Here is a 16,544-nt window from a genome sequence, read left to right on the forward strand (position 1 = left end):
TCTACATTTCCTTCATTTTCTAATCTTAGAGTTGAAAAATTAACATTGAATAAGTTCCATCTTTCTAATTCCATAGACTCTAATTTTGGAAAAGGTAGCGTATAACTTTTATATAAAGCTAATTTTCTAGTATTTAAAAACCAAGTAGGTTCATTTGTATTAGAAAAGATGCTTTGTAAAGTTTTAATACTTAGTTTTAATTTATTATTCTCCATATTAAACCTCTTCTTTTAACCAGTCATAACCTTCTTTTTCTAAACGAAGTGCTAGTTCAGGTCCACCTGATTTTACGATTTTCCCATCCATAAGTACATGTACAAAATCAGGTTCAATATAATCTAATAATCTTTGATAGTGAGTGATAATTAAGCAACCAAAGTTTTCTCCACGCATTTTATTAACACCTTTTGATACGATTTTTAAAGCATCGATATCTAATCCAGAGTCGATTTCATCTAGAATAGCAAATTTAGGTTCTAACATCATCATTTGTAATATTTCGTTACGTTTCTTTTCTCCTCCAGAGAAACCATCATTTACATAACGTTGAGACATTTTTAGATCCATCTCTAAAAATTCCATTGTTTTATCTAATTTTTTTATGTATTGCATTAAAGGAATACTCTCTTCTCGCTGTGCATTGATTGCCGATTTAATAAATTCTGAAGTTGGTACTCCTGGTACTTCAGATGGATATTGCATTGCAAGGAATAGACCAGCACGAGCTCTTTCGTCTACTTCCATTTCTAATACTTCTTCACCATCTAATAAAATACTTCCACCATCTACTTCATATTTTGGGTGACCCATAATAGCTGATGCTAAAGTAGATTTACCTGCACCATTTGGTCCCATTACGGCATGTATCTCACCAGATTTAATTTCTAAATTTAGTCCTTTTAATATTTGTTTTTCATTAATTGATACTTCTAAATTTTTAATATCAAGAACTGACATTTTATTTCCTCCATCTTTTGTATTTTAACGATTTAATGTATAATGTTACTTTTAATCGCTCTATTTATTAATATAATTATATAGTTTTTAAATTCATTTATCAAATTATTGGTTTGATTAAAATTAACATATTCCCTCTAAAATTTTAATAAAAAAATGATAAATCCTCAAAGTGTATTTGAAGATTTATCATAAATTTATTTTGAAAATTCCCACATAGCCACTATTTCAGTTTTTAATTCATCATAAGACCATTTTTTTAGCGTTCTTGTATAACTGTTTGGATCATTAATAATAAAATTATCATCATTATCTACTGCTGTGATAAGTATAATATGTCCTACTGTGGTAAATTTACCAGGGTGTACTGATGCAATTATCGGATGTCCTTTACTTAAAGCAGATTTCATCGCTTCTTTATTTAAAGGTACTCCAGTCGATTTAACACCATACTCTTTTGCAATATAATCGAAGAAACTCCATTTAGTTCCCGCATCTGTAAAATAGCCATTTGCCTCTTCTTTTTCAGCAATATTCTTAGGAGTTATCGATTTATCATCTAATATTCCACTTAATACCATTGCTACACATGTTGGTCCACATCCCCCTATAGCAATATTTGTCTCACCTAACTTATCATAAGCCCAACGTTTATCCCATTGAATATAGTATGGATATTTTCTATTAATTTCTACTGTTTCTCCCTCTTCAAACTGAGTAGCTTTTTGCCCTGCTAGGTAGCCTAATATATATTGTGTTGCATCCTTGTTATTTACTAATAATTTTTGTTCAGCTTCTGGTAGATTTTCTCTTTGTAAATATATTAATTGTCCTATAAGACTACCATTGGCATTTTGAAGTAAATTATTTTCAACTCCACTTGGATTGGTAATAAATGGATAAGGTTGCGTTACCCCCTTTATACCATCTCTTGCATTAGCTACATTTTCTGTTTGTAACACATTAGTACTCTTGTTTTCATCTTTTAAAAATTTATTAAACCAAGTAATCTTATTACTTTGATTAACATACAGTATAACTGAACATAGAACAATAAACGCAATTGTTATAATCCCTATTATTTTTCTTTTCATTGTTTCTCTCCTTTATTTACTCTTTAAAACTAAAATAACCCCTACAAAAATAACTATAATATATCCTATTAAACTTTGCAAGTCTGGTAACTCGTTAAAAAATATAAATCCTAAAATTCCTGAAAATAAGACTTGTGAGTAATCAAAAACTGAGATATTTTTCGCTGCTGCATATCGATAAGCAAACGTTACCCCATACTGCCCTATCGTTGCAGATGCTCCCGCTAATATTAACATCATTAATTGGTATATACTCATTTCTCTATAATCAAATATTAAATAAGGTAACAACAATAACGTTGATAATGAAGAGAAAAAGAATATAATGAATTCACCTGAAACATTATGCGTACCTAAGTACCTTACACAAGTATAAGCAACTCCTGAACAAAACGCTCCTAAGAGTGCAGCAAAAGCACCAAGACTAATAAGTCCATTACCTGTTGGTTTAATAATAAATGCCACACCTATAAATGCAACTACAATAGCCATCATTTGAAATCTCGACATCTTTTCTTTGAAGAAAACGTACGATAAGATTAATATTACAAAAGGTGATAGTTTTTGTATTATTGTTGAATCGGCTAAACTTATATGGCTTATCGCATAAAAATTAAATACTAAACCTATAGTACCGAAAACACTCCTCGATATTAATACTCCCCAAGCAATGTTACCCTTTGGAAGGTTGATTGATTTTCTATGTTTTATTAATGGAATAGCTGAAATGGCAACAGCAATTATATTTCTGAAGAAACCTTTTTGCATAGCTGGTAGATTCCCAGAGAGTTTTATAAATAGTGCCATTAGAGAAAAACCAAATCCTGCAATAATTATACAAAATATTCCCTTTAATATATTATTTTTTTTATCCATTATTAAACTCCAATAGATTAAATATCTGAATAACAGTATTTTCTATATTTTTTATAGTGACATCTTTTTTCATTGCTTTATCTAAAGGTAAAAACTCTCTTTGAACTGTAAATGAAGAGTCAACTAATTTCTTATTTTCATCGATAAGTTGTTTCATCTGTTCGTCTAAAATACTACCAGCCAAGAAAATTACTTTTTTATTATACTTTTTTGCTATTCTCGCAAGTTCAATTGGGGCTTTTCCCATATAACTCTGACTATCTAATTTTCCTTCGCCTGTGATAAGAATATCAATTTCGCTAATTTTCTTTTCTAAATCTAAATATTCAATCATAAACTTAGAACCACCTTGTATTCTACTATTACAAAATGATAAGAATGCAAATCCTAGACCACCCGCAGCACCACTTCCTTCAAAATTTGAAAAGTCATTATTTATTTTTTTAGAAACAAGATTTGAAAAGTTTATTATATATTCATCTACTTCTGAAAAATTTCTTTCATCTAACCCTTTTTGCCCCGAATAAACATATGTTGCTCCATTATTACCATAAAGAGGATTATTAACATCACTTATTATTGTAAAGTTTGCTTCTTCTAGTTTTTTATTAATACCGCTCAAATCAATCTTACAAATTTTACTTAAGTCTTGTATTCCATGTCTACAAAGCATCCCAGATTCACTTAAAAACCTAACACCTAGTTCACTAAGCATTCCAATACCACAATCATTAGTTGCACTTCCACCCAAGCCAATTATGAAGTGTTTAATACCCTTATCAAGTAAATTATTGATTAATCTACCTAAACCAACAGTGGATGTTTTATATGGATCTTTATCTGCATCTAAAAGCTGTTTTAATCCAATAACTTCCGCAATTTCTATAACAGCTTCTTTCCTGTCTAAATTTTCTAGATAACTAACGATAATTTCTTGTGAAGCGGCATTTACAGTTTTAAATTTCTTTTTCTCAAAATTTTTAAATATATCTAAAAATCCATCCCCACCGTCAGCAACAGCTTCCGTTAAAACTTTTAAATTAGAATATCTATTACTTAATGTACTCTTTATAGTATTTCCTATCTCAACTGAAGATAAAGAACCTTTAAATTCATTAACGGCCACTAAAACTTTCATATAATTTTCATCCTCCTTACAATAAATTTATAATCTTTAGTTAATTTTATCATCATTCTATTATTATTTAAAGGTCTATCAATGAAAATAAAAAATAAAAACATTTTCATTGATAAAATTTACACAAATACTTTAAATTTATTATTTTTTTTAGTATAATAATTATGTAAAGTATTTTACTTTATGTTTAGGGTTAAAAATTAGAACTCACTTTTTGATTTATCAAAAATACAGTGTTAATTTGTCTGCTGCAGAAGCAAACTACTTTTAGTTTTACAATTATAAGTAATCCTCATGTTTGTGCCAGTAATCTCCAGCTAACATTTTAAATATATTAGTTCTAAGAGTTTCTAATTCCCTAAAATTAGGCTAATATAATAACTGTAAAAAACCACGAAGTTTACCCCTAAACTTTCGTGGTTTTTTATATATAAAAATAACTCAAAATGGTATAAAAAACCATAGTGAGTTACTTATATAATCTGTCATATGTTATTTTTCTCTTTTTAATAAATAATTCGCAAAATCTATTAATAAATCATTATTTAATTTTTCAGCAATATTTATAGCATTTGTAGTATGTTTTTGAAGTAAGTCTTCACATTCTTCAATTCCATAGAAACTAAGATAAGTAATCATATCTTCATCACTCGGTAGTTTTCCTATTTTTTCAAAATCTCCATAATAATCAAGAATATCATCTTTAATCTGATATGCTATTCCTAATTGTTGACCAAATTCTCTTATTTCTGCGTAATCGTCTGATTTATTAGCTACTAAGCAGGCAAAATCCATAGGGAGCTCAATTAAACGACCAGTTTTTAAACTGTGCATTCTTCTTAAGTAATCTGCATCAACAATATAATTTTTTTGTTTAACATCATACACTTGACCAGCAATCATCCCCATAGCACCTGAATAGTTAGCAAATTGTTTTATAAGTCTAACTTTTAAGTTAGGATTGATATTACAATCACTAAGAACCTCAAATGCCAATGTAAGCATTGCATCTCCTGTTAGAACCGCTACATCTTGTCCAAAAACTTTGTGATTTGTCAGTTTTCCCCAGCGATAATCATCGTTATCCATTTCTGGAAGATCATCATGTACTAATGAATAAGTATGAACTAATTCTATTGCTAAGGCAATATCAAAATACTTACTATAATCTATTTCATAATATTTAAGTAAATACAAAAAAGATAGTGGTCTTATTTTTTTTCCATCGTTAACTAAAGAATACTTAATAGATTCCTTTAGAATCTCTGGCATTTCTAGTTTTTCTATATATTCTTTAGCAAAAGTATTTAATTTTTCTTTGTTTTCTTCTATGAATGCTTTGAAATTATTCATTTTCTTTGAAATCCTTAGTTAATTTAGCTACTTCTTTTTCAGCGTTATCTATTAATTCATTACAATTTTTAATTAAATCTATTCCTTGCTTATAGCGTTCTAGTGAATCTTCTAGGGATAATTTCCCTGATTCTAATTCAGCAACAATTTTTTCTAAGTTCATTAAACTTGTTTCAAAATTTTCTTTACTCATTACTTAACTCCTTTATCTGATATATTATTTACATCACATTCTAAACTTCCATCTATAAGCTGTACAGTGACTTTATCTCCTATAGTTACTTCTTTTATAGTTGTTAATTTTTTATTATTCATAAAAGTAACTGAATAACCTTTTTTCAAGATATTTAATGGAGAGTTTGCTTCTAGACGATTTATCTCATTAGTGAAATTTTCTTTGAAACGCCCTAACATGTCATATGAAATAAATTTATCAGATGAGTTAGCTAGTGTATTCTTCTTATCTTTAATCAATTGATGTAAAGTTTTATTTAAGTCTTTTTCTAATATCTCCAATGACTTCCTATATTCAATATATATTTTAGAATAGTTCTTAAAATATGGATTATTTTCACTATTAACAATTCTACTCTTATATGTTTGAATATTATTATTTAAAATACTATTTAATTTTTGAAAATTAAATTTAATTCTATTCTTTATATCTTCAATATTCGGTGTAACTAGTTCAGCAGCTGCTGTTGGTGTAGAAGCCCTTCTATCAGAAACAAAGTCAGCAAGTGTAGTATCTGTTTCATGTCCAATACCAGTAACAATTGGTGTTGTACAATTAAATATGGCTCTAATTACTTCTTCAGTATTGAAACTCCATAAATCCTCTATTGAACCTCCTCCGCGGCCTAGTATTATTACATCGTTTGATCCATCATCTGCAAGTTTTATATTTTTAACAATATCTTGAACTGAATTTTCACCTTGAACCAATGTTGAGTATATATTAATCTTCGCAATAGGAAATCTTCTTTGGATAGTTCTTGTTATATCTTGAATAGCTGCACCTGTTTTAGCTGTGACTACAGCTATATTTTGAGAAAAACTAGGTATCTGTTTCTTATACTGAGGTAAAAATAAGCCTTCTTTTTCTAATTTTTCTTTTAACTCTAAAAATTTCTTATACAGTTCTCCAATTTTATCTTTTTTCATATCAACTACTAATAAGTTATGTTCTCCCCTAGGGAAATAGTAATTAATCTTCGATTTAATTAAAACTGTATCTCCATCTTCAAATTCTTTAGTTTTTGCTCCAAACCATACCGCATTTATCCTTGTATTCTCATCTTTTATAGAAAAATAAATATTATTGTTATTGTGAAGTTTAAAATTTGAAATTTCACCCTTAATATATATTTCATTTAAGTATGGATCTAATAAGAACTTTCTTTCAATATATTTATTCAGGGCTGTAACGGTTAGATATGTTTTTTCCTCCATCTAACTTTACCTCTTATTTTATTGAGTTTTCTACAATACCTTTTAATACTCCATTAATGAATTTATAACTTTCATCTTTTTCACTATATTTTTTTGAAAGTTCAACTGCTTCATTGATAGAAACTTTGTAAGGAATATCACTGTATAATATTTCATATGCCGAAATACGTAGAATTTGTCTATCCATTTTAGATAAACGTTCTAGTTTCCAATCTTTTAAATTATTAGCAATCACAGCATCAATTTCTTCTTTCTTCTCAAGTATTTCTGTTAAAGTTTTATTAACATAAATACTAGTTGAAATTTCTTCTTGTTCTAAATCTAATAATTCAATAAAATCTAGTTCAGTATTTTCTACTTGAAATAAAATTTTAAAAACTGCTTCTCTAAGTTCGTGTCTGCTCTTCATCTATATCTCCTAAATTAAAAATCAATTCCCAGTATGTTGACATTTACTGTCTTTGTATTTATCTCAGTCATGTTGAAAATAGAATTTCTAACATTTTCTTGGATTTTTCTTGCTGTCTTAGTCACCGAAAACCCTGATTTTAGATTACAATATACATCTATAACTAATTCTGTTCCTGCAAATTCTAATTCTACACCACGTGAATAAACTTTTTTACCTAATAATTTAGATACTCCTTCTACTTCAGTTGCTGCAATATTAGCAATAACCTCAAGTGCACTTGGGTTAATTTCTACTTTTCCTAATTTTTTAGTTTCCATTTACATTTCCTCCAAAATTATATTTAATACTATAGATATCAATCAGCATTAAATTATTATTCATCCATAATAATCTTTTTAATTATACCATATTTTAAAAGAAAAAGGGAGAGATTACCTTAAAAATAGTTGTTTAATATACTATTTTCATAGGTAATCTCTTCCGTTTATTTATGTATTATTAGTTATTAAATATTAGTTAATAATTCTTCGAATGCTTTATCTATATTATCTTTATTCTTAGCTCCTGCTTGTGCCATATCTGGACGTCCACCACCACGTCCGTCGCAAGCTGTTGCTAATACATTTACAAGTTTTCCAGCATTATATTTATCAGTGATAGCTTTATCTACAGCAACTACAAAGTTTACTTTATCTTCATTTACTGAAGCAAAAGCAATAACATAGTTTTCTAATTTAGATTTAGCATTATCAACAAGTTGTTTTAAGTGATTCATGTTTTCTGATTCAACAACACTTGTTAATACATTTACACCATTTATTTCTTTAATGTTATTTACTAAGTTGTTTAACTCAGCATTAGCAATTTTTTGTTGTAAGCTTTCTTTTTCTTTAGATAATTTCTTAATTTCAGATTGTAATGCAGATACTTTTTCTACCACATTAGATGCATTAGCTTTTGTTAATTTTTCAACAGAACGAAGAGTCTCTTCTTGTTCTCTTAAATACTCGTATGCTGCTTTTCCTGTAAGAGCCTCAATTCTACGAACACCTGCTGCTACTCCTGATTCAGATACAATCTTGAAGATACCTACTTCAGCACTGTTAGCATTATGAGTTCCTCCACATAGTTCGATAGAGTAATCACCGATAGAAACAACTCGTACTACATCTCCATATTTTTCACCGAATAATGCTTGAGCTCCAAGTTTTCTTGCTTCAGCTATAGGCATTTCTTCAGTTTTAATTTCTAAAGCATTCCAAATCTGTTTGTTTACTTCTTTCTCTACTTTTTCAATTTCTTCTTTTGTAAGTGGAGCAAAGTGAGTAATATCAAATCTTAGTTTTTCATCTGTTACTAATGATCCCGCTTGTTTAATGTGTGTTCCAACTTCATGACGAAGTGCTTCATTTAACAAGTGAGTTGCTGTGTGGTTTTTCTCTACATTTAATCTATAAGTTCTATCAACTTCTAGTTTATACTTTGTTCCTACTACTAGTTCACCTTCTACTACTTTAACGAAGTGAATGTGTCGTTTATCAGGAAGTTTCTTAACATCAACTACTTCTGCTTTGAAACCTTCAGCTGAAACTAGTCCTTTATCAGCTACTTGTCCTCCACTTTCAGCATAGAATGGTGTTTTATCAAATACTACTTTTACGACTTCATTACCTTTGTAGCTTTCTAATAAGTTATCTTCTTTATCGACTAGAGCTAATACCTTACCTTCATCTGTAAGACTAGTGTATCCAGTAAACTCACTATCTCCTACTATTCTATTGTATAAATCAGATTGTACTTGCATTGATGAATCATCTTGACGAGAAGAACGAGCACGTTCTTTTTGTTTTTCCATTTCTTCATTGAATCCATCAATGTCGACAGTTAGTCCTAGTTCTTCTGCATATTCTTCTGTTAATTCAATAGGGAATCCAAATGTATCGTAAAGTTTAAATGCATCTTTACCTGAGATTACTTTTGTAGTATCTTTGACCTCATTAGCTATATTATTTAAGATCGCTTCACCTTCATTTAAAGTTTCATGGAATCTATCTTCTTCTTTTAAGATAACATCTTTTACAAAGCTTGCACTTTCTTTTACATTTGGATAGTAATCTACCATAATCTCTGCAACTACATCAGTTAGTTTATACATGAATGAGTTGTTTAATCCTAAAACTTTAGCAAATCGTACAGCACGACGTAATAATCTTCTTAAGATATATCCACGTCCTTCATTCGACGGTAATGCACCATCTGCGATTGCAAATACTACAGTTCTAATATGATCAGCAATAACCTTAAATGCAACATCTTGCTCAGTGCTTACACCATATTTAGCACCTGAAAGTTTCTCAATTTCTCTAATAATTGGAATGAATAAATCTGTGTCAAAGTTTGTTGGTACATCTTGTAAAACTGATACTATTCTCTCTAATCCCATTCCAGTATCTATGTTTTTCGCTGGAAGTTCTGAGTAAGTTCCATCTGCATTGTGATTATATTGACTAAATACAACATTCCAAACTTCAAGGTATCTATCGTTTTCTCCACCAGGATACATTTCTTCTTTTGGTGACCATGTGTCAGCTTCTTCTCCACGATCATAGAAAATTTCAGTATTTGGTCCTGATGGCCCTTCACCGATATCCCAGAAGTTACCTTCGATACGAATAATTCTTTCTTCTGGTAGACCAATTACATTTTTCCATAAATCATAAGCTTCAGTATCTTCAGGATGAATAGTTACTGATAGTTTCTCTTTTTCAAGTCCTAACCATTTTTCTGAAGTTAAAAACTCCCAAGCCCATGGTACTGCTTCATTTTTAAAATAGTCTCCAATTGAGAAGTTACCTAACATCTCAAAGAATGTATGGTGACGAGCTGTTTTCCCAACATTTTCAATATCATTAGTTCTTATTGATTTTTGTGAGTTTGTAATTCTTGGATTTTCTGGAATTTCTCTTCCATCGAAGTATTTTTTCAATGTTGCTACTCCTGAGTTAATCCAAAGTAAAGATGGATCGTCAATAGGTACTAAAGATGCACTTGGTTCGATCTTGTGTCCTTTTTCTACGAAGAAATCTAAATACATTCTTCTAATTTGTGTTGATGTTAGTTGTTTCATTAATTATTTCTCCTTTCAAGCTAACAAAAAATAAAATAAAAATCCCTTGTGTAAATATATTTACACAAGGGACGATCATAATCGTGTTACCACCCTAATTTAAGTACTATGTACTCCTCATTAGTTTTTATAACGGCTTAAATGCCGATGAAGCGTCAATTAGGTAGCATAAAAGTTATATTATGAATCCTTTTCACCACTAGATTCTCTCTGTTAAATAATATCGTTAACTTTTAATTCCTATACTTCATTGTATATGTATGTTATTATAACTAGTTTAGTTACATTTGTCAATAGTTTTTACTTAGAATTTCTGATTTCAAACATTGCTTTTTTTTGCCAAAGTTTCATATTCTGTTTAAGAGTATCAAATCCATATTCGAAATTTAAAGTATCTAAACTATTTATTTCTTTTTTTACTGTGTCTTTTTTTTGTTTAAAGTTTAAAGTCGCATTGATTTTATTATCTTTTATTGATAATACTTTCACTTCTAAAATTTCATCTTGTTTAATATAGCTACTAATATCAAATATAAAACAATTTGTTATTTCAGAAATATGAATTAGTCCTACCATTTTATCTCGAGTTTCAATAAAGGCACCATACGGCTTAACCGCCGTAACTTTAACCTTAATAATATCACCCGGACGTATTTCTCTATAACTCATTTTTAATTTTCTCTACAACTGCTTCTACTGTAAATCCGTATTCTTCTATTACTTTATTTGCAGGTGCAGATGCTCCAAATTTATCTATACCAATAGCAAGACCATCTAAACCAACATATTTATACCATAGCGCACTGTTACCCATTTCTAATGATACACGTCTACGTACACTTAATGGTAATAGTTCCTCTTTGTATTCTTTTGGTTGTTCTTCAAATAACTCAACCGATGGCATACTTACTACACGTACTTTAGAACCATCTTTTTCAAGTTCGTGAGCAACATCAATTGCAAGAGCAACTTCTGATCCTGTTGCGATTAAAATAGTATCAAAATCAGCTGAAGTTTCGTGAACTACATATGCTCCTTTTGCTACCTTTTCAAATGATGAATTTTCTAAAATTGGTAAGTTTTGACGAGTTAATACGATAGAAGTTGGTCTATCGTTAGTTTTTTGAGATAAATACCACGCTGCTTGAGCTTCTGTTGCATCAGCTGGTCTAAATACATAAGTATTTGGTATTGTTCTTAATGATGCTAAATGCTCGATTGGTTCATGTGTTGGTCCATCTTCACCTACTGCGATACTATCATGTGTGAATACATAAGTTACTGGTAAGTTTTGTATAGCTGATAATCTTAATGCAGCTTTTAGATAATCTGAGAATACAAAGAATGTTCCACCGAATACACGAACACCGCCATGTAACATTAAACCATTTAATACTGTCGCCATTGCAAATTCACGAACACCAAATTGTACATTGCGTTCTGTTCTATTAGCATCATCTTGTAGCCCATCACCTTTAATAAATGTCATATTTGAATGTGAAAGGTCAGCTGATCCTCCAAAGAAAGTTGGTAATACAGCTGCAACACTATTAATCGCATCTTGTGATGAATTACGAGTTGCTTGAGTATCTCCTATATTTTTAAATGAAAAACTTTCTTTAGTAAGATGTTTAATGTCTTCACGTGAAAGAGCTTCTTCTAATTCTTTTGCTAATTCTGGATATGCAGCTTTATAATCCTCGTATAGTTTTTCCCATTTAGCATATTCAGTTTCTCCACGATCTGCAACATTTGCCTTGAAGTCAGCATATACTTCAGCAGGAATATCAAAAGGCTCATATTCCCAACCAATTTCTTTTCTAAATAAAGCTGTTTCCTCTTCACCAAGTGGCGCACCATGCACACCATTAGTTCCTTGTTTATTTGGAGAACCCGCACCTATAATAGTCTTAACTTCGATTAAAGTAGGTTTATCAGACTTTTTAGCTTGTTCAATAGCTGCGCTAACCGCTTCTACATTTGCTCCATCTTCTACTAAAATTGTATTCCATCCATATGCATCATATCTAGCTCGTACATTTTCTGAAAATGCATCTTTAGTTTCTCCATCTAAACAGATATCATTTGAATCATATAATACTACAAGTTTATTTAATTTTTGTAATGCAGCAAAACTTGATGCTTCTGATGCTACACCTTCCATAATATCTCCATCACCACAAATAACATATGTATAGTGATCGAATAAAGAGTATCCTTCTTTATTGTATTTTGCTGCTAAATATCTTTCTGCTAATGCCATACCTACTGCAGTTGAGATACCTTGTCCAAGTGGTCCTGTCGTTGCATCTACACCTTTTGTATGACCAAATTCAGGGTGTCCTGGAGTTTTAGAACCCCATTGACGGAAATTTTTAACTTCTTCTAATGACACATCTTCAAATCCTGATAAGTGTAATAATGAATATAATAACATTGAACCGTGACCTGCTGATAACACAAATCTATCTCTATTTATCCAATCTGTTTTTTTAGGATTAACTCTTAGATGCTTTGAAAATAATGAATAAGCCATAGGTGCTGCACCCATTACTACACCTGGGTGTCCAGATTTTGACTTGTTAATAGCATCTACACCTAAAACTTTTATCGCGTTTACTGATTTTTGTGACATAAATGTCCTCCTAATTTTATAATTCTATTCTACCTGAAATAGCTCTTGATAAAGTAACTTCATCAACATACTCAATATCGCTTCCAAAGGAAATACCTTGAGCTATTCTAGTAACTTTTATATCTGTATTTTTTAAATATCTCGAAATAAAACTTGCTGTTCCTTCACCTTCTGGAGATGAATTAGTAGCAAGAATAATTTCTTTCACGGTTTCATCTTGTGCTCTCTCAAAGAGTGACTTAATATTAATATCTAGAGGACCAATTCCATCCATCGGTGAAATTAATCCATCTAGTACGTGATAAACTCCCCTATATTGTTGCATATTTTCCATAGCGACTAAATCATTGTCGTTAGCTACCACACATATAGTAGACTTGTCTCTTCCATTATCAGAACAGATATCACAAATATGTTCTTCACTAAGTCTTCCACATACTTCACAGTTAGTCAATTTCTCTTTCAAATTCACCAGGCTATCGGCGAAGTTCTTAATATCGTTATCATGCATTTTTAAAGTATGAAACGCTAATCTGACCGCTGTTTTTTTTCCTATTCCCGGTAATAGGGAATAACTTTCTATTAAATCTAAAATTGGTTTAGGATATTGCATCTTATAATCCTGGGATGTTTAATCCATTTGTAAATTTACCTAAAGTTTCTTCTTTTAATTGAGTAGATTTTTCTAATGCGTCGTTAACTGCAGTTAAAATCATGTCTTGAAGCATTTCGATATCTTCTGGATCAACAACCTCTTCTTTAATTTTAATATCTAATATTTTTCCATCACCGTTAGCTATTGCAGTAACCATACCTCCTGATACAGTTCCCTCTACAGTTTGGTCTTTTAAACCTTCTTGAGCTGCTAACATGTCTTTTTGCATTTTTTGCATCTTTCTCATCATTTGCTGCATATTTCCCATTCCACGCATAATATTTCCTCCTAATGTCTTATTTATCTATTTATAATATAATTCTATTTAAAATATTACAACTTGTCAATAATTTATAATTTATTTTAATATCATTTTTTAGTTTTGTGTTTCTATTATAATATCCCCGAAAAGTTCATCAATTTTAGTTACTTTAACTTCTTCAACTTCTTCTTGTTGAATTTTTTCTACTTTTGGGTTCTCTATTTCATTTTTAAGTATTTCATACTGATGATCTTGAATTGTATATATTGTATAATCGACACCAATAAATCTCTTGAATAGACTTTCTAAATATTTCTTATACTTAGAATTCGGTGTCATTTTCAGCATATTATCTACTTCGTTAAATAAAAGTAATCCACCCTCTTTAGATGAAGCTATTAGCTTACAAGATTTAAATAACTCACCCATAGTTACTACTTCAGGATTGTTTGTATTTAAGCTGTCATTTATAATCTTATTAAACACATTAGCAGCATAAGTCGTAAAATTTGGACTGGAATCACTAATTAAATCAATTATTTTTTCCTTATCCTTGATTATTACTTCCCTAATTTCTTCTTTCGGGGTATTATCCCAACTAGTTGAAATCACCTCTTCATTAGTACTATCTTCTAAAACTTCATGTGCTTCTAAAACTTCATGTGAAGTATTGCTAATAGAATTTACTGATAAACTATTTACATTTTTTCTTAATTGATTTAACTTATCTTCAAGCATTTTAATTCTATTCTCAAGTTCAACAGTTCTTACATTGGATACTGTATTTTCTACATTATTAACAACAGGAACTTTATTAATACCTTCTTCTTTTGAGCATATCTTAACAATACATATTTGCATATAACTCATATATTCAGTAGAAAATCTAATAAATTGTTCCGTCTGAGATAAGTACTCTATTATTTTATAAAAATAATCAAAATTAACACTTTCTACTTCTGTAGCAATTTTATCTACATTATAAACAGTATGTTTAGTATCTTTTAAGTTTTTATATACTACTATATCTCTAGTTACGTTTATTAAATCATTAAGCAATAATTTCGTATCTTTTGCTTGAGCAATAAACTCATTGTATTTTAATAAAGATTTTGTAACATCTCCTTGCAACAATCCTTTATAAAACTCTAAAATATCATCTTCACTAATAGAAGATGTGACTTCTAATATATGGCTTAATGTAATTTGTTCTGAGTAATTAGATACTTGATCTAGAATACTAATCGCATCTCTTAGACCACCTTTTGCAAGAGCTGCAATTTTTTCTATTGCTTCATCTTCTATCACCAAGTTTTCTTCTTTTGCTATATATCTAAGTCTATCTATTAACTGTTCCTGTGAAAGATTCTTAAACTCAAATCTCTGACATCTTGATAATATAGTAGCTGGTATTTTATGAATTTCTGTAGTTGCAAGTATGAATATTACATGTGCTGGTGGTTCTTCTAATGTTTTTAATAAAGCATTAAATGCAGCTGTTGTTAACATGTGTACTTCATCAACAATATATACTTTATATTTACCTTCAGTAGGTAAAAATTTTATAGCTTCTTTTATATCACGTACTTCATCAACACCATTATTACTCGCTGCATCAATTTCTATTATATCAACATTCTCTTTTTGATAAATTTCATTTCTATTAACTTCATTTGCAAATATCTTCGCAATAGAAGTCTTACCTGTACCTCGAGATCCATAAAATAAATAGGCATGACTAATTTGATTCTTGTCAATTGCATTTTTCAAAACTGAAACTATATGATTTTGACCTACAATATCATTAAATGTTTGTGGTCTATATTTCCTATATAACGCCTGAAACATACTTACCTCCTAAATTATTTTAACTAATATATTATACCATATTTTTAAGTTTACTTATAGTAAAAAAAAGGGAGTAACTCAAAAATGTCGTTTCTTAGAAATCGAATTTATCAAGTTACCCCTGCAAGTATTATTATATATCAAAAAAACTTTTATAAAGTAAAAATAAATATCAATAAACTAATACGGCTGAGAATTTTAATAAAAACTTTTTTAAAATTTAGAAATTTTAAATCAATACCACTAGTATTTTTTCATTAATTTTTTTAACATTTTTCTTTTATTAAAGATGTAACGAGCAGTTAGTACTATCTCTTTATAATAAAAAACATATATTAAATTAAATAAAATAGAGTAAATTAGATTTCTAATACTTTGTTAAGTCATTCCATTTTACCCTATTTTAATTTAGTTTTAATTAAAAACTTATAACGAATTATCTTCAACAAACCATCTATTATTATCTTTTTTTAAATAAATAGATTTTGTAGTGTCCCCACCAAATTGTTTAAGAAGTTCGTTTCCTTTAGCTTTAATTTGAACTTTTACTCTATTTTCGTTTACTAGTTTAGTCTCACCTATTTCAACCATATCCATGAAAGGTTTACTAAGTTCTATAGTACTCTTCGAATCCTCTTCATTTAATTATAAAGAGAGATTATCTTAAACGATAATCTCTCTTTCAGGCTGTTGACAAATGCAAAAAATGCATGAATCAACAGCCTATTTTTAATG

The 16,544-nt window shown here is 29.5% G+C and carries 16 protein-coding genes and 1 pseudogene; all 17 read right to left on the reverse strand.

The features are described from left to right. Positions 1–215 (reverse strand): annotated as a pseudogene (locus RWL85_RS07015) (Fe-S cluster assembly protein SufD); the annotation flags it as partial. 1 nt (position 216) lies between these two features. Further along, the gene (gene sufC, locus RWL85_RS07020; protein ID WP_314086480.1) at positions 217–957 is read right to left on the reverse strand and encodes a Fe-S cluster assembly ATPase SufC; all 741 of its coding nucleotides are present in this window, start codon (positions 955–957) and stop codon (positions 217–219) included. Positions 958–1,154: 197 nt separating this feature from the next. Continuing rightward, a complete protein-coding gene (locus tag RWL85_RS07025; protein WP_314086482.1) occupies positions 1,155–2,051 on the reverse strand; it encodes a C39 family peptidase in 897 nt (298 codons plus the stop codon). Between the two features lie 12 nt (positions 2,052–2,063). Further along, positions 2,064–2,927 (reverse strand): DMT family transporter, encoded by an 864-nt coding sequence (locus tag RWL85_RS07030; protein WP_314086484.1) that lies wholly within the window; start codon positions 2,925–2,927, stop codon positions 2,064–2,066. Next, a complete protein-coding gene (locus RWL85_RS07035; RefSeq protein ID WP_314086486.1) occupies positions 2,920–4,065 on the reverse strand; it encodes a glycerate kinase in 1,146 nt (381 codons plus the stop codon). The genes RWL85_RS07030 and RWL85_RS07035 overlap by 8 nt, the downstream gene beginning before the upstream one ends. A 492-nt stretch (positions 4,066–4,557) precedes the next feature. Next, complete coding sequence (locus RWL85_RS07040) at positions 4,558–5,418, reverse strand: farnesyl diphosphate synthase (protein WP_314086488.1); 861 nt, start codon at positions 5,416–5,418, stop codon at positions 4,558–4,560. Then, the gene (gene xseB, locus RWL85_RS07045; protein ID WP_314086490.1) at positions 5,411–5,611 is read right to left on the reverse strand and encodes an exodeoxyribonuclease VII small subunit; all 201 of its coding nucleotides are present in this window, start codon (positions 5,609–5,611) and stop codon (positions 5,411–5,413) included. Before xseB ends, RWL85_RS07040 begins: the two co-directional genes overlap by 8 nt. After that, positions 5,611–6,870, reverse strand: coding sequence for an exodeoxyribonuclease VII large subunit (xseA, locus tag RWL85_RS07050; protein WP_314086493.1), 1,260 nt, complete (start codon positions 6,868–6,870; stop codon positions 5,611–5,613). The genes xseB and xseA overlap by 1 nt, the downstream gene beginning before the upstream one ends. Positions 6,871–6,883: 13 nt before the next feature. Further along, positions 6,884–7,279 (reverse strand): transcription antitermination factor NusB, encoded by a 396-nt coding sequence (gene nusB, locus RWL85_RS07055; RefSeq protein WP_314086496.1) that lies wholly within the window; start codon positions 7,277–7,279, stop codon positions 6,884–6,886. Between the two features lie 14 nt (positions 7,280–7,293). Then, a complete protein-coding gene (locus RWL85_RS07060; protein ID WP_314086499.1) occupies positions 7,294–7,599 on the reverse strand; it encodes an Asp23/Gls24 family envelope stress response protein in 306 nt (101 codons plus the stop codon). Between the two features lie 188 nt (positions 7,600–7,787). Next, a complete protein-coding gene (alaS, locus tag RWL85_RS07065) occupies positions 7,788–10,409 on the reverse strand; it encodes an alanine--tRNA ligase (RefSeq protein ID WP_314086501.1) in 2,622 nt (873 codons plus the stop codon). A gap of 300 nt (positions 10,410–10,709) precedes the next feature. Further along, positions 10,710–11,078, reverse strand: coding sequence for a S1 RNA-binding domain-containing protein (locus RWL85_RS07070; RefSeq protein WP_314086503.1), 369 nt, complete (start codon positions 11,076–11,078; stop codon positions 10,710–10,712). Next, positions 11,068–13,044 (reverse strand): transketolase, encoded by a 1,977-nt coding sequence (gene tkt / locus RWL85_RS07075; RefSeq protein WP_314086504.1) that lies wholly within the window; start codon positions 13,042–13,044, stop codon positions 11,068–11,070. Before tkt ends, RWL85_RS07070 begins: the two co-directional genes overlap by 11 nt. A gap of 16 nt (positions 13,045–13,060) precedes the next feature. Beyond that, entirely contained in the window at positions 13,061–13,657 is a 597-nt protein-coding gene (gene recR, locus RWL85_RS07080; RefSeq protein ID WP_314086506.1) for a recombination mediator RecR, read from the reverse strand. Position 13,658: 1 nt separating this feature from the next. Next, positions 13,659–13,976, reverse strand: coding sequence for a YbaB/EbfC family nucleoid-associated protein (locus RWL85_RS07085; RefSeq protein WP_003146124.1), 318 nt, complete (start codon positions 13,974–13,976; stop codon positions 13,659–13,661). Positions 13,977–14,075: 99 nt separating this feature from the next. Continuing rightward, the gene (dnaX, locus tag RWL85_RS07090; protein ID WP_314086510.1) at positions 14,076–15,809 is read right to left on the reverse strand and encodes a DNA polymerase III subunit gamma/tau; all 1,734 of its coding nucleotides are present in this window, start codon (positions 15,807–15,809) and stop codon (positions 14,076–14,078) included. 426 nt (positions 15,810–16,235) lie between these two features. Then, complete coding sequence (locus RWL85_RS07095) at positions 16,236–16,406, reverse strand: hypothetical protein (protein WP_314086513.1); 171 nt, start codon at positions 16,404–16,406, stop codon at positions 16,236–16,238. Positions 16,407–16,544: the final 138 nt, after the last annotated feature.

Origin of the sequence: uncultured Gemella sp. (assembly GCF_963515875.1) — a bacterium.
Classification (GTDB): Bacteria; Bacillota; Bacilli; order Staphylococcales; family Gemellaceae; genus Gemella.

Excerpts from the sequence above, each read along its gene's own strand:
- sufC (WP_314086480.1), bottom strand. The coding sequence starts at position 957 with ATGTCAGTTCTTGATATTAAAAATTTAGAAGTATCAATTAATGAAAAA.
- RWL85_RS07025 (WP_314086482.1), bottom strand. The coding sequence starts at position 2,051 with ATGAAAAGAAAAATAATAGGGATTATAACAATTGCGTTTATTGTTCTA.
- RWL85_RS07030 (WP_314086484.1), bottom strand. The coding sequence starts at position 2,927 with ATGGATAAAAAAAATAATATATTAAAGGGAATATTTTGTATAATTATT.
- RWL85_RS07035 (WP_314086486.1), bottom strand. The coding sequence starts at position 4,065 with ATGAAAGTTTTAGTGGCCGTTAATGAATTTAAAGGTTCTTTATCTTCA.
- RWL85_RS07040 (WP_314086488.1), bottom strand. The coding sequence starts at position 5,418 with ATGAATAATTTCAAAGCATTCATAGAAGAAAACAAAGAAAAATTAAAT.
- xseB (WP_314086490.1), bottom strand. The coding sequence starts at position 5,611 with ATGAGTAAAGAAAATTTTGAAACAAGTTTAATGAACTTAGAAAAAATT.
- xseA (WP_314086493.1), bottom strand. The coding sequence starts at position 6,870 with ATGGAGGAAAAAACATATCTAACCGTTACAGCCCTGAATAAATATATT.
- nusB (WP_314086496.1), bottom strand. The coding sequence starts at position 7,279 with ATGAAGAGCAGACACGAACTTAGAGAAGCAGTTTTTAAAATTTTATTT.
- RWL85_RS07060 (WP_314086499.1), bottom strand. The coding sequence starts at position 7,599 with ATGGAAACTAAAAAATTAGGAAAAGTAGAAATTAACCCAAGTGCACTT.
- alaS (WP_314086501.1), bottom strand. The coding sequence starts at position 10,409 with ATGAAACAACTAACATCAACACAAATTAGAAGAATGTATTTAGATTTC.
- RWL85_RS07070 (WP_314086503.1), bottom strand. The coding sequence starts at position 11,078 with ATGAGTTATAGAGAAATACGTCCGGGTGATATTATTAAGGTTAAAGTT.
- tkt (WP_314086504.1), bottom strand. The coding sequence starts at position 13,044 with ATGTCACAAAAATCAGTAAACGCGATAAAAGTTTTAGGTGTAGATGCT.
- recR (WP_314086506.1), bottom strand. The coding sequence starts at position 13,657 with ATGCAATATCCTAAACCAATTTTAGATTTAATAGAAAGTTATTCCCTA.
- RWL85_RS07085 (WP_003146124.1), bottom strand. The coding sequence starts at position 13,976 with ATGCGTGGAATGGGAAATATGCAGCAAATGATGAGAAAGATGCAAAAA.
- dnaX (WP_314086510.1), bottom strand. The coding sequence starts at position 15,809 with ATGTTTCAGGCGTTATATAGGAAATATAGACCACAAACATTTAATGAT.
- RWL85_RS07095 (WP_314086513.1), bottom strand. The coding sequence starts at position 16,406 with ATGGATATGGTTGAAATAGGTGAGACTAAACTAGTAAACGAAAATAGA.